The sequence below is a fragment of the Longimicrobiales bacterium genome (genome assembly GCA_035764935.1).
Taxonomy (GTDB): Bacteria; Gemmatimonadota; Gemmatimonadetes; order Longimicrobiales; family RSA9; genus DASTYK01.
In genome coordinates this window covers 1-13583 of record DASTYK010000099.1, presented here as the reverse complement: position 1 = coordinate 13583, position 13583 = coordinate 1, and the positions used below count along the sequence as shown (strand labels likewise).

Sequence of the window (13583 nt, the reverse complement as noted above, 5' to 3'; positions counted from 1 at the left end):
TGGTGCGGGTCGGGCACTGCGTATATCGCGTGCCGGGACTCGACGGTCCGCATCGCGACGTGCTCGCCAGCGTCTACGGCTTCGGGCCGCACGCCGTCGGAAGCCACCAGACCGCCGGACGTCTCCACGACCTGCTGGTGGACATCACAACGCCAGTTGTCGTGAGCACGTGGCGCGGCCACCCCGCTCGGCGTGACGGCGTGGAGCTGCACCGCGTGCAACTACCTGCTGATGAACGCACAGTCTGCGACGGTGTGCCTGTCACATCCGTTGCCCGCACCATTCTCGATCTGGCTGCCGTGCTCCAGAATCGCAGTTTGGAACAGGCAATGGCGCGTGGCCTTCGGCTTGGCAGAGTGACGGAGCTGGAGCTGCGGCGCATCATCGCACGCTACCCGCGTCGAGCAGGAGCGCCGAGGCTGCGCGCGATCCTCGCCGCTGAGCAGCAGCCGGCAATGACACGCTCGGAGGCCGAAGAGCGTTTCCTTGCGCTGATCCGGAGCGGCGAACTCCCAGTGCCGCAGGTCAACGTGCGTGTCCATGGATTCGAGATCGACTTCTATTGGCGTTCGCATGCGGTCGCGGTGGAGATCGACGGGTTCGCCTACCACGCTACGCCCGCTGCGCAGCAGCGCGATCGTCGCCGTGACAGCAGCCTGGGAGCAGCCGGTATCCGCGTGCTGCGCTTCACCTGGACCGACCTGACCACGCGCTCGCAGGCTACGCTGGTGAAGGTGGCCCTGGCGCTGGGAAGGTCGGGGACGTAGTCCGGCACCGTTGGCGCCGGGAAGGTCGGGGACGCAGGTCGGCACCGTTGGCGCCGGGAAGGTCGGGGACGCAGGTCGGCACGGTGGCGCCGGGAAGGTCGGGGGCGCAGGTCGGCACCGGTGGCGCCGGGAAGGTCGGGGACGTAGGTCCGGCACCGCGAGCTGGGCCAGGCGACCGGCACGGGTGCCGTTGCGGCTTCACCAGCCCCGGGTGCGACGGGCTTGAAGGAGGCTTCAACCGGTGCGGCGCCAAGGATGGCGTGCCCAGCCGATGCGTGGCGGCGGGCCGGTCGGGGGCGTAGGTCCGGCACCTCGAGCTGGGCCAGGCGACCGGCACGGGTGCCGTTGCGGCTTCACCAGCCCGGGTGCGACGGGCTTGAAGGAGGCTCTCAACCGGTGCGGCGCCAAGGATGGCGTGCCCAGCCGATGCGTGGCGTCGGGATGGTCGGCAACACCGATTTGCCGCCACTCTTCTCGGATCGGCCGCATATCCTTGGCGGCGGAGCGGTCACCGGGACCGCTAAAGCGCCGGGGAGTCGCAGAGGTTGTTATCCGTGGCGGCGCACGGGTGGCGCCTTGCTCGCCAGGGAACTCAGGCTCCAGGGTGGGGCCATCCACGGTTCTGGCTCCGGGGTTGAGGCCATAGTGGCCTCGCCTCGAACTCGTCCTCGAGGTCGCCGGTGCGCGGTCCGGTCCGCCGGTCCACGGCAAAGGTTTCAGGGGGTTCAGCGGTTCAGCGGTTCAGCGGTTCAGGGGTTCAGGGGTTCAGCGGTTCAGCGGTTCAGCGGTTCAGCGGTTCAGCGGTTCAGCGGTTCAGCGATTCCGCGGTTCCCAAGAAGTCCAAAGGTCCAGGGTCCGCGATCCGACAAAGCTCCGGCGTCCCGCGATCCCCTGCGAACTACCGGCAGTTCCTGGCCCAGGCCCTGGCCCGGGGCCCCGGCCCGCCTTCAACGAACCCTCGTCCGCCCCGCCATTTCGGTTTATATTCGGTTCATGGCCTCCCCACTGACCGCACTCCGCCAGGCGATCGAGCAGCGCTTTCCCGACGCGCTGCCGCTGCACCATGCGGCGACCCCATCGTCCGTGCCCACTGGCATCGGCGCGGTGGACGCGCTGCTGCCCGGTTCGGGGCTGCCGCGTGGCCGGCTCACGTCGTGGGCGCCGGGTGGCGGTTCGAGTGCGGTGCTGCGTTCCACGTGCAGTGCGGTGATCGCGCGTGGTGAACGCGCGGCGTGGATCGATGGTGCGCACACGGTGACGGCGGACGGCTGGACGCGCGGTCCGCTGCTGTTGCGGCCGAACGGCGAGGTCGAGGCGCTGGCGTGTGCGGAGGAGCTGCTGCAGAGCGGTGGCTTCGGCCTGGTCGTCGTGACGGGGCTTGGCCGCCATGGTGCGCGCTGCAGCGTGAGGCTTTCGCGCGCGGCGAAGGCGGGTGGCAGCGGTCTCGTGCTCGTGGGCGATGCCGCCGAAGTAGCTGCACTGCGTGTCGGGTGCCGGATCGAGGAGGGTGGTCTGCGCTGGCGGCGCGATCCGTTCGGCGGTCCGGGCGAGCTGGTGAGTGTGCGCCTGCGACTGGAGGCGCGTGCACTCGGCTGGAGCGGTGCGACGTCGTTCGATCTGCCCGTATGGACGCATGCGCCGCGCAGCGGCGTGGACGACCTGCTCGTCGACCGCCGCGGCGTCACGGACCGGCGAACGGCGTGGCGGCGTGCGTATGCGAAGCGCATGGCGGAGCTGGCCGCCCGACGTCGTGCGGCAATGGATGCGAGCACGACCGCGCGTCCTGCCCACGACGAGCAATCGAACCTCAACCGCGAGGGCGACGTGCAGCGTCGCGTGCGTGAAGCATGATCGTCTGTCTGCGACGCAGGGACGAAGCGCCGGCCGGCTGGGCCGAGGGCGCCGCCGAGGTCCTCCTCGCCGTGGCGCCGCGCGTCGCGGTGGATGCGGACGATTGCGTGTGGCTGGATGCGCGCGGGCTCGATGCCGCCGTGGTTGCACGCGCGGCGTGTGAGCGCATCGAGGTCGCAGTGGGCTGCGGTGTGTCCGTCGTGCCGATCGTTGCATGGGTTGCAGCGGGCTCGGGCGACGACGTGCGTGTCATTGCATCCGGCGAGGAGGCATCGTTCATCGCGGGTCAGCCGATCGACGTGCTCGAACCGGAGGAGCGACTGCGCACGCTGCTCTTCGGCGTCGGCATCGAGACGTGTGGCGACCTCGCCGCGCTCGCACGCGAAGCGGTCGAAGTGCGCTTCGGCGCGGAGGCGGTGGAGCTCTGGCGACGCGCGCGTGCGGAAGATGACCGCATGCTCTTCGGCGCGCCGGTGCCCGAACGTGCGCGTGCATCGCTCGACTTCGTCGATTACGTGGTCAGCGACCCGGAGCGGCTCGCGTTCACGGTGAACGCGCTGCTCGGCCGGCTGTGCGACGAGCTGGTCGCGCGCGGGCTGCACGCGCGTGCGCTGCTGCTCACGCTGTCGCTGGCGAACGGGAGCGAGTGGCGTCGCACGTTGCGCGCGGCGCGACCGACCGCGAGCCGGAGTGCATGGCTGCGGCTGGTGCGCTCTCTGCTCGAGAAGCTGACGGTACCCGACTCGATCGCGGGCATCGCGCTCGAGGTAGGCGCGACCGAGCCCGCGCGGGCGGTGCAGGGTGATCTCTTCGACGCCGGCTTCGCAACCGCCGCGGCGGTCGAGGCCGCTGTCGCGCGCCTGCTGGAGAGCATCGGCGGCGTCGTATACGAGCCGGATGCAAACGCGCACCCGCTGGCGGAAAAGCGCACCGTCCTGGAGCCGGTGCCGCTCGCGGCGGTGGCGGAGCGGAGAGTGAAGGAAAGCGACGCGGTACGCTCGCGTGCGACGTCGCCTGCAGCACGCGACGCAGCTGCAGGCTCCTCGCGCGTCAGCGCGCCACGCAATGCGGATGCGATCGCGACGGACGCATTCGACGGCCGGCCCGACCAGCTCACGCTGCAGCTTCTCGCGAAGCCGAAGCCGATCGAAGTGGAAACCGTACGACGTCGCGATCACGAGGCACCAGTGCGTTGTCATGACGGCGCGTGGAAGCGCATCATGGACGTAGCGGGGCCGGACCGGCTGTCGGGCGGGCAGTGGGATCGCAGCTACGCGCGCGAGTACTTTCGGGTCGTGACGGAGGATGGACTGCTGCTCTGGATCTTCCGCGACGCCGTGCAGGCGCAGTGGTACCTGCACGGCTGGTGGGACTGACCATCAACGAACTCTGCCGGACGGCCGACGCGATCGAAGAGGCGCCCGGCGAACAGATCGTCCCGGGATTCCTGGGCCGGCGTCCGCCCCTACTCCGGCGCGGCCGTCTTCCCCTTCGACTGCTGCGCAGGATTCACGACCACGGTCTTGATGTTCACGAACTCGTGGATCCCGTGCTCGCCCAGCTCGCGCCCGAAGCCCGACGCCTTCACACCGCCGAACGGCAGGCGCGGATCGGATGCGACCATGCCGTTGATGAACACGGCGCCCGCCTCGATGCCTTCGATGAAGCGCAGCTGCTCGTCGGGATCCTGCGTCCACGCCGCACTGCCGAGCCCGAACCTGGTCGCGTTCGCGACGCGCAGCGCGTCGTCGACGTCGCGCACGACGAACACCGATGCAACCGGCCCGAACAGCTCGTCGCGCCAGGCTTGTGAGTTCTCGGGAACGTCGACCAGCACGGTCGGCGGATAGTAGTTGCCGTTGCCGTCCAGCGGTTCGCCACCAGTCAGCACGCGTGCGCCGGCACGCACGGTCTGCTGCACCTGCTCGTGCAGCTCGTCGCGGATGGCTGGCGTTGCAAGCGGGCCGATCTCCGTGTCCGCATCCATCGGATCCCCGACGCGCAGCGATTCCATCGCGCGGACGAATTGCTGGGTGAACTCGTCGGCGATGTCACGGTGGACGATGAATCGCTTCGCCGCGATGCAGGACTGGCCGTTGTTCACCGTTCGCGCCTTGACCGCAGTCGCGACGGCGCGCTCCAGGTCGGCGCTCGGCATGACGATGAACGGGTCACTGCCGCCCAGCTCCAGCACGGCCTTCTTGAGCCGCTTGCCCGCGCGCTCCGCCACGCTGCTGCCGGCGCCTTCACTGCCGGTGAGCGTGACCGCACGCACGCGATCGTCATCGATGACCGCGGCAACACGGCTCGAGCCGATGACCAGGCTCTGGAACGCGCCTTCCGGGAAGCCGGCGCGCTCGAAGATCTCCTGGATCGCGCGCGCACAGCGCGGCACATTGGACGCGTGCTTGAGCAGCCCGACGTTGCCGGCCATCAGCCCCGGCGCGGCGAAGCGGAAGACCTGCCAGAACGGGAAGTTCCAGGGCATGACCGCGAGCACGGGGCCGAGGGGCTGATACTTAACATAGCTGGCTTCCGCGTCCGTCTCGACGATGCGGTCCGCGAGAAAACGCTCCGCGTTGTCCGCATAGAACCGGCACACCCACGCGCACTTCTCGACCTCGCCGATCGCGGCCGAGCGCAGCTTGCCCATCTCCGTCGTGATCAGCTCGCCCCACTGTTCCTTCTCGCGCTCGAGGATGTCCGCGGCGGCGTGCATCCACGTCGCACGGTCGGCGAAGCTGGTTTCGCGGTAGGACAGGAACGTCCGCCATGCGCGCTCGAGTACGCGCTCGACGCCGGCGTCGCTCAGCTCGTCGAAGGTCTCGAGGGTTTCACCCGTGGCGGGGTTGATCGTGGCCGTTGCCATCGTCACTGCCTCACTGTTCGAAAAACGAGCGGCCGGTGCACGTGGAGTGCGACCGGCCGCAGTCTCATCTCATTTGATGGGAAAGGTCCGCGCAGCGCAAGGAGCCGCTGACGTTCGGCGTTGGAATCGACTCCCGCGCGTATCCGCGTGCGGGCGCGCCGCCTGTTCGTTTCCTCGCTACTGCCCGACCTTCTCGAACAGGATGTCGCGCGCTCTCCCGTTGCCTGCCAGGAAGCCGGTGATGTTGCCCTGCGCATCGCGCTGGAAGACCACCTGCGAAACCGGCATCGTGCCCGAGAAACTGTCCCCCTCCGTCCAGGTCAGCGGTGCCGGACCGAAGCGCCGGTGGCGGATCACGAGCTTTCCGTCCTCCACGACCAGGTCGTAGAACGTCTCCAGCTCCTCGCTGAAGTAGCGACCTTCATAGGCGGCGAAGTCGGGCGGCGTGGCCGCGGCGACGGGCCGGCCCGGATGTTCGCCGTCCTGGTGGAACACGATCCCTTCCACGGTGCCGTCGTCCGCCGTCTCGAACGAGATCTGCGCGGGTGCACCCACGACCTGGAACGATGTCGTGGACGTCGCCTGCAGCGGCAGCGGCGGCTGGCCGGGCAATTCCACGCGCAGCTCGCCGTCCTCCAGCTCGACCGTGACGAGCATGCCGCCCAGTGTCGTCATCTCGTACTTGCCGGCGTAACGACGCAGCGTCGCAACGGGCACGTCCACGCTGGATGCTGCCGTCGGACGCTCGGCCTCCGTCATGTGCTCGCCGAAGAACGCGTCCGCCACCACGGACGCGATCCTGCCCGGAACGCCCTGGTAGTTGCTGAACACGACGTAACCCGCATTCAGATCCGGGTAGTAAACAAACGTGGAGCTGTGCGCGATGTCGTTGCCGCCGTGCTGCCAGCGGCGCAGCCCGCGGTCCGTGCCGACGAACAGGCCCAGGCCGTAGTTCGTCGAGTCTCCACTCTCGAGCACGTACGACGTCGTCAGCTTCCGGATCACCTCCGGCCCTCCGAGCTTCGCCGTACGGAAGTTGCCCATCCACTTCGCGACATCGCCCGGCGTCGTGTAGATGCCGCCCGCGCCAGCCGAACCGTGCAGGTCGCGCACCTCGCGGAAGCCACCCTCGCCGGGGATGTAGCCGATCGAGCGGCCGGGAATGATCTGTCCCGGATTCGCGCGCACGCGCGTGCTCGTCATGCCGAGCGGCAGGAACACCTCGTCGCGCATCCACTCCGCGAACGGACGGCCGGTGACGCGCTCCACCACGATCGTCGCCAGGCTGAACGCCGAGTTGTTGTAGTTGAACTCCGTGCCGGGCTCGTTCTGCAGTTCCGGCTGATTCTGGATCACCCGGATCACTTCGTCGGGACCGATGTAGTCGCCCTCCAGCACCTGCCGGCCTGCGATGATCAGCGTGTTGATGAACTCGCGGTACCCGGTCGTGTGCGTCAGGAGATGACGCAGCGTGATCTTCGTGCCGAAGTCCGGCAGCTCCGGGATGTGCTGGCGCACGTCGTCGTCCAGCGACAGCGCGCCGCGCGACTCGAGCACCGCCAGCGCGAAGCCGGTGAACTGCTTCGACGTGGAGCCGATGTTGGTCGGCGTTTCCGGCGTGAACGGCATGCCGTACGTGAGGTCGGCAGCGCCGTACCCCTTCACGAACGCCAGCTCGCCATCCCGGATCACGCCGACGACGGCGCCCGGCGTGTCCTCGTACAGGAACGCCGCCGCCTGGTCCACCTTGCCCTCCGGCGTCGTCGCGACCGGCTCGGATCGCGTGAGGCGCACCTTCACCGCGCCGCTCGCAGCGGAGTCCCCGGGAGCGACCTCGATCACGTAGCGACCGGCCGAGTCCGTAGCGAACGCGAACGCCTCCGGGCCGCCGCGACCTACACGTGCGGCACGCAGCACACGCTCACCGCCCGGGCTCGTAACCGTCACGGTGGCATCGGCTCCAGTCTGCTCGACGCGTCCGGCAACGAAATGACCGGCCGGCAGGTCGAGCGCGTAGCGGACGGTGTCGCTCGGCGACACCGTGGCGTTTGCAGTCTGGCCGACCTCGAGGCGCGGCTGCTGCGCGGCGGCAGGGCCGGCGGACAGGAGGAGCGCCAGGCCGAATGGGATCGCGGTTTTCATGATGGGTCCTGGGCAGCGGACGTATCGGCAATGTCAGCGGGCAAGCTGTCGACAAGTTGGTATACGATGCACGCCGCGCGCAAGCGCGGAGCGCAGACAGGAGAACGACGTTCGTCCCTTGCCGGCCGCAGCCCGTTGCAGGTTCGGGATTTGTTCGGTATGCTCCCGAAGCGAGCCGCACCTGCCAGGCGGCCGCCCGGCCCTTCGACCGCAGGAACCCGATGTACGCAGAGCTCCGAGCCCACAGTGCCTACTCCTTCGGCGACGGAACGAGCAGCCCCGAGCAGCTGGTCTCGCGGGCGGCCGAGCTCGGCTACGGCGCTCTCGGCCTGACGGACACGTCGGACCTGGGCGGGATCATCCGGTTCACGCTGGAGGCGAACGCGCAGGGCATCAAGCCGGTCGTTGGCGCGGAATTGAAGGTGGACGGGTATCCGACGGCTTTCCTTGCGCGCAACGAGCGCGGCTACCGCAACCTCGCCAGGCTGGTCACGCGCGCGCGCATCGGCCGGGTCGAGTCGTGGCGGCTGCGGGATGGCGAGGAGGCGGCTGGTGCTGCGGACGGGACGTCGCATGGCGGGCGCAACGTTCTGCACTCCCCAGAACAGCCGGTGCTGCACCACACGAGTGCGCGCCCGGCAGTCGATCGCCGCGGTCACGACCTGGTGAAGCGCTATGCGACGCCGCTGCCCGATCGCGGCCGGCCGGAGCTCACCTTCGAGGACGTGGCCGAGTGCGCGGACGGCCTGTGGTGCATGACCGGTCCCGCATCGGGCGAGGTGGCGACGTACGTGGGGAGTGAGCGTACGTCGGAAGCGATGTTCCTGCTCGAGCGCTGGCGCGATGTCTTTGCCGACCGTCTCACGATCGAGGTGCAGCTCCATCACGTCTCGGGTCGCGAGTCGGCGCTCGCGAATGCACTGATCGAGCTGGCGGAGCGGCAGCGGCTGCCGTGGGTCGTGTCGAACGATCCGCGCTATCTGGACAACGGCGGCCGTCTGGTTCACGACCTGCTGACCGCGAACCGCGCGGACGTGTGCGTGAACACCGCGGCGTCGTGGGGGCTGCTGCTGCCGAACGGCGAGTGGCGGCTCAAGTCGCCGCGCGAGATGGCGTCGCTGTGGAAGGGCAGGGAAGCCGGCCTTCGCTTCTCCTGCGACATCGCCGCCGACTGTGCCGCGTTCGATCTGCGCTGGCTGCGGCCGCCGCTTCCGCATTTCGACGTTCCAGCCGGCCACGACGACGACTCGTTCCTCGCGCAGTGTGCGTGGGCGGGTGCACGCGAGCGGTGGGGCGAGCCGGACGAGCGGCAGCGCGCGCAGCTCGAGCACGAGTTACGGGTGATCCGCAGTCTCGGCTTTGCGGGCTTCTTCCTCGTGATGTGGGACGCAGTGCGTTTCGCGCGCTCGCGCGGCATCCTCTGCCAGGGGCGCGGCAGCGCCGCGAACAGCGCGGTCGCGTACTGCCTCGGCATCACGGCGGTCGATCCGGTGCGACACGGTCTGCTCTTCGAGCGCTTCCTCTCGGAAGTGCGCACGGACGGCGGCACGGAAGCACCGGACATCGACGTCGATTTCGAGATGCACCGTCGCGAGGAGGTGCTCGATTACATGTACGACCGCTACCGCCGCGCGCACTCGGCGATCACGGCGGTCACGCAGCTCTACCATGCACCGACCGCGCTGCAGGACATGATGCGCGCGCTCGGCTATCCGGCCGACCTCGCGTTCACGCTGTCGAAGCGCTCGCACCACTGGGAGCCGTCGCAGCTCGCGGAGGAGCTGAAGGGCGGCATGGCAAAGGAGTACGGCCTCGAGCTGGACGATCCGCGCGGCCGCGCATTGCTCTCGTCACTGCAATCCCTCGACGACGTCCCCCGCATGCGCTCGACGCATCCCGGCGGCTTCGTCCTCTCGTCCGATCCACTCGGCGCGTACCTGCCGATCGAGCACACGTCGATGGGTCGGACGATCCTGCAGTTCGACAAGGACGACCTCGACGCCGCCGGCGTTCCCAAGTTCGACTTCCTCGGGCTCGGCGGCCTTTCCGCCGTCCACCTCGCCTTCGACGCGATCGAGAAGCGCACGGGCGAGAAGATGGAGATGTACCGGCTGCCGGTCGACGACAGAAAGACGTACGAGATGATCAGTGCCGGTGACACGGTCGGCACGTTCCAGATCGAGAGCCGCGCACAGATCCAGTCGATCCTGCACACGAAACCCGAGCGACTCTACGACATCGTCGTGCAGGTCGCGCTCATCCGCCCCGGCCCGATCCAGGCGCGTTTCGTCCATCCGTACACGGAGCGACGCCGCGGCAGGGAGGACGTCAGCTACGCGCACCCGCTGCTGGAGCCAATCCTGCGCCGCACCTACGGCGTGCCGATCTTCCAGGAGCAGGCCATGGCCATCTCCATGGCGCTCGGCGGCTACAGCGCCAGCGAAGCGGACGAGCTGCGCCGGACGATGGGTCACCACCGCAAGCTCCCGAAGCTGCAGGCCGCGCTGGAAAAGCTGAAGCGTGCGATCGTCGCGCGCGACATCGATGAGCAGGTCGCCGAGCAGATCACGCACGACCTGGTCTCCTTCGCGAACTACGGTTTCCCCGAGTCGCACGCGTGGAGCTTCGCGCTGATCGCGTATGCGACGGCCTGGCTCAAGGCCAACTTTCCAACGGAGTTCTACCTCGGCATGCTGAACGCCTGGCCCATGGGCTTCTACCCGCCGGCCACGCTCGTCCACGACGCCATGCGCCACGGTGTCATCGTACGGCCACCGTGCCTCGCGCACGGCGAGTGGGATTGCACGATCGAGCTGGAGTCTGATGGGCAGACTGCTTCCGGAGAACAGCAGTTTCACCGCGGAGAGCGCAGAGAGCGCGGAGAACTGCACGCGGAGAGCGGAACAGCTTTCAACCACAGAGAACACAGTGCTCACAGAGACTCAACAGATACGAACAGTGATGTTTCTCGCCGGCCGCACGACTTCGGCGACGAAGCAACCACAAACAATGTTCTATACAATGGCCGCGGACCTGCGGCAGAGGATGAAGCAGCTACAAATCCTGTTCTGAATGGTGGCCGGAGCTCAGCGGCAGACGACTCAATCAGCACTGCAGAAGCTTCTCAGCGACAATCCTCAGCGTCCTCTGCGCTCTCAGCGGTGAATGCCGTTAATGAACGTGCGGAGTCGCAGAGCGATGCGGTAAATGCCGTTAATGAACGTGCGGAGTCGCAGAACGATACCGAAAGCGACTCTGTGTCCTCCGTGCTCTCCGTGGTAGAAAAACAGCCAGCCCTGCGCATAGGCTGGCGCCATATCCGTGGCCTGGGCGAAAAAACCAGAAACGCCCTCCAGCGAGCCCACCAGGACGGCCCGTTCGAATCGATTGCGGACGTCGTGCGGCGTGCCTCACTTTCCCGGGCGGACGCGCTGCACCTGGCGCGCGCCGGCGCGTTCGAGGCGTTCGAGCCCGGCCGTCGGCGTGCGGCGTGGGAGGCGCTGCGGGTGGCAGGCGACCTGCTGCCGCTGGCGCCCGCGCGCGTGCTGCCTTTCGAGCCGCGCGAGCTGGAAGGCGCGGAGATGATCTTCCTCGATTATCTCGCGACCGGCATCAGCACGAACGGCCACCCGATGCAGCACCTGCGCGCGCGGCTGCACGAGGCGGGCGTGTGCTCCAGTGCGGAGCTGGACGGGGTGCCGGACGGCGGGCGGGTGTGTGTCGGCGGGCTGGTCGTCGCACGCCAGCATCCGTCCACTGCCAAGGGCACGGTATTCGTGCTGCTCGAGGATGAGTTCGGTTTTCTGAACGTAATCGTCTCACGTGATCTGTATGCAGCGAACCGGGAAGTCGTCCGCCACGCGCCGTTCCTGCTGATCGAGGGGCGGCTCGAGCGCGAGGATCGTGCAGTCAGCATCGTCGGGCGGCGGTTCCGCGAGCTGCGTGTGCACAGGCCGCAGCGTGAGACGGTGAACTACCGGCCGCAGGTGGAGAAGGTGAATTACCGGTCGCGGGATTTCCATTGAACCAGTGAACCAGGGGAGGACGGGATGGCAGACGCAGTGGACTGGAAACCGCAGGGCTTCAACTCCGTGTCACCGTACCTGGGCGTGAACGGGGCGCAGAAGCTGATCGACTTCCTGAAGGAGGTGTTCGGTGCGCAGGAGCTGCGTCGCTTCGATGCGGACGGCCGCGTCATGCACGCCGAAGTGCGCATCGACGACACGGTCGTGATGATGTCCGACGCCGTGCCGGAATGGCCCTCGTCGCCTGCGAACATCCACGTTTACGTCCAGGACGTGGACGCCGTGTACGCGCGCGGACTCGCGGCGGGCGGTGAGCCCGTCCAGGAGCCGGTTCGGCGCGGGGACGTCGACAAGCGCGGCGGGTTCCGTGACCCCACCGGCCACACATGGTGGGTCGCGACGCAGCAGGAGATCGATCCGACACTGCCGGCCACATGAGCGTTCACGCAGATCATACCGGATCGCCGGTCGCGCGCGGCGGAGGCGAGCGATCCTCGGGGCGAGCGTGAGCGCGCCGCTCCGCATCACCCCGACCGCCGCGCGCCACGCGCAGCTGGAAGCGCTCGGGCTCGCCAAACCGCCGCGGCGCCGCGCCCGCATGAAGGACGTGCTCGCCGCCATACGCGCGATGCACGTGCTCCAGATCGACACGATCCACGTCGTCGCGCGCAGCCCGTACCTCGTCCTCTGGAGCCGACTGGGCGATTACCGGCAGGGCTGGCTCGATGCGCACCTCGCGAAGGGCAACCTGTTCGAGTACTGGGCGCACGAGGCGAGCTTTCTGCCCATCGAGGACTATCCGCTGCTGCGCCACCGCATGCTCGACCTGGATGGCAAGGGCTGGAAGTACCGGCACGACTGGGTCGAGAAGAATCGCGACACCATCGCGCACGTGCTGGACGTGATCCGCGAGCATGGGCCGGTGCGCTCCGCGGACTTCGAGCGCATCGACCAGGGCAGCGGAGCATGGTGGGGATGGAAGCCGGAGAAGCGTGCGCTCGAGGTGATGCTCACCGCCGGCCACCTGATGGTCAGGCGACGCGACAACTTCCAGCGCGTCTACGATCTGCGCGAACGCGTGCTGCCCGACTGGGACGACACCATGCTGCCGGATCATGAGACCGCGGAGCGCACGCTCGTGCTGCAGGCGGTGCAGGCGCTCGGCGTCGCGACGGCACGATGGATCGCTGACTACTACCGGACACGGCCCGGTGAAACGGCCATGCGCGTCGAGGCACTCGCGCGGGAAGGGAAGCTGCTGCGCATCGACGTCGCCGGCTGGAAGGAACCCGCGTACACGCACGCCGATAGCGCCGAGCTCATCGAGCGTGCTGCCGGTGGACGCATCCGGCCCCGCCACACGACGCTGCTTTCCCCGTTCGACCCGCTCGTCTGGGATCGCCGTCGTGCGCTCACGACCTTCGGCTTCGATTACCGGCTCGAGTGTTACACGCCCGCACCGAAGCGTGTCTACGGCTACTTCACGCTGCCGATCCTCCACCGGGGCAGGCTCGTCGGCCGACTGGATCCCAAGGCGCATCGCGCGGACGGCCGCATGGAGATCCGCAGCCTGTACCTGGAAGATGGCGTCGATGCGAGCGACGAGCTGGCTGCCGCCCTTGCGACGTCGCTCCGGGCGTTCGCCGACTGGCACGAGACGCCCGACGTGGTCGTGAGCCGTACCGCGCCCGCCGGGTTCGCGCGCTCGCTGCGCAGCGCGCTCGCAAAGACCTGATCAGCAGGGCAGCGGCGAGCCACGCGCAGCTTCTCCCGTTCAGCGTCGCCTCCAGGCCCGCCGAGATCAGGTCTTGCACGGAAACAGGCCGCCCTCGAGTGCCACGACCAGGAATCATCTCGCGTCGACTTGCCGACACTCAATGTCTGTCACGCTGGTGCGTCGGTAATTCCCTTGCGCCAGGACGGCAACTT

The 13583-nt window shown here is 68.3% G+C and carries 8 protein-coding genes; 6 read left to right on the top strand and 2 right to left on the bottom strand.

Translation table 11 applies throughout. The annotated features are described in order from the left end of the window. Positions 1 to 59 precede the first annotated feature (59 nt). The 3 genes from VFU06_08180 (at position 60) to VFU06_08170 (ending at position 3994) form a co-directional block, all read left to right on the top strand. Positions 60 to 767, top strand: a complete 708-nt coding sequence (locus VFU06_08180; protein HEU5209373.1) for a DUF559 domain-containing protein — start codon at positions 60 to 62, stop codon at positions 765 to 767. Between the two features lie 993 nt (positions 768 to 1760). Then, the gene (locus VFU06_08175) at positions 1761 to 2618 is read left to right on the top strand and encodes a hypothetical protein (protein ID HEU5209372.1); all 858 of its coding nucleotides are present in this window, start codon (positions 1761 to 1763) and stop codon (positions 2616 to 2618) included. After that, on the top strand, positions 2615 to 3994 hold the full coding sequence (locus VFU06_08170) for a hypothetical protein (GenBank protein HEU5209371.1): 1380 nt from the start codon (positions 2615 to 2617) through the stop codon (positions 3992 to 3994). Before VFU06_08175 ends, VFU06_08170 begins: the two co-directional genes overlap by 4 nt. Positions 3995 to 4083: 89 nt before the next feature. Here VFU06_08170 and VFU06_08165 read toward each other — a convergent pair whose 3' ends face one another. Further along, a complete protein-coding gene (locus tag VFU06_08165; protein HEU5209370.1) occupies positions 4084 to 5487 on the bottom strand; it encodes an NAD-dependent succinate-semialdehyde dehydrogenase in 1404 nt (467 codons plus the stop codon). Between the two features lie 177 nt (positions 5488 to 5664). Continuing rightward, positions 5665 to 7629 carry a serine hydrolase gene (locus tag VFU06_08160; GenBank protein ID HEU5209369.1) on the bottom strand — a complete coding sequence of 655 codons (1965 nt, stop codon included), beginning with the start codon at positions 7627 to 7629 and terminating at the stop codon, positions 5665 to 5667. 221 nt (positions 7630 to 7850) lie between these two features. On the opposite strand from VFU06_08160, the gene dnaE reads away from it, so the two are divergent. The 3 genes from dnaE (at position 7851) to VFU06_08145 (ending at position 13389) form a co-directional block, all read left to right on the top strand. After that, positions 7851 to 11654, top strand: a complete 3804-nt coding sequence (gene dnaE / locus VFU06_08155) for a DNA polymerase III subunit alpha (protein ID HEU5209368.1) — start codon at positions 7851 to 7853, stop codon at positions 11652 to 11654. Positions 11655 to 11678: 24 nt separating this feature from the next. After that, complete coding sequence (locus tag VFU06_08150) at positions 11679 to 12092, top strand: VOC family protein (protein ID HEU5209367.1); 414 nt, start codon at positions 11679 to 11681, stop codon at positions 12090 to 12092. 67 nt (positions 12093 to 12159) lie between these two features. Further along, a complete protein-coding gene (locus tag VFU06_08145) occupies positions 12160 to 13389 on the top strand; it encodes a crosslink repair DNA glycosylase YcaQ family protein (GenBank protein ID HEU5209366.1) in 1230 nt (409 codons plus the stop codon). The last annotated feature ends 194 nt before the right edge of the window (positions 13390 to 13583 follow it).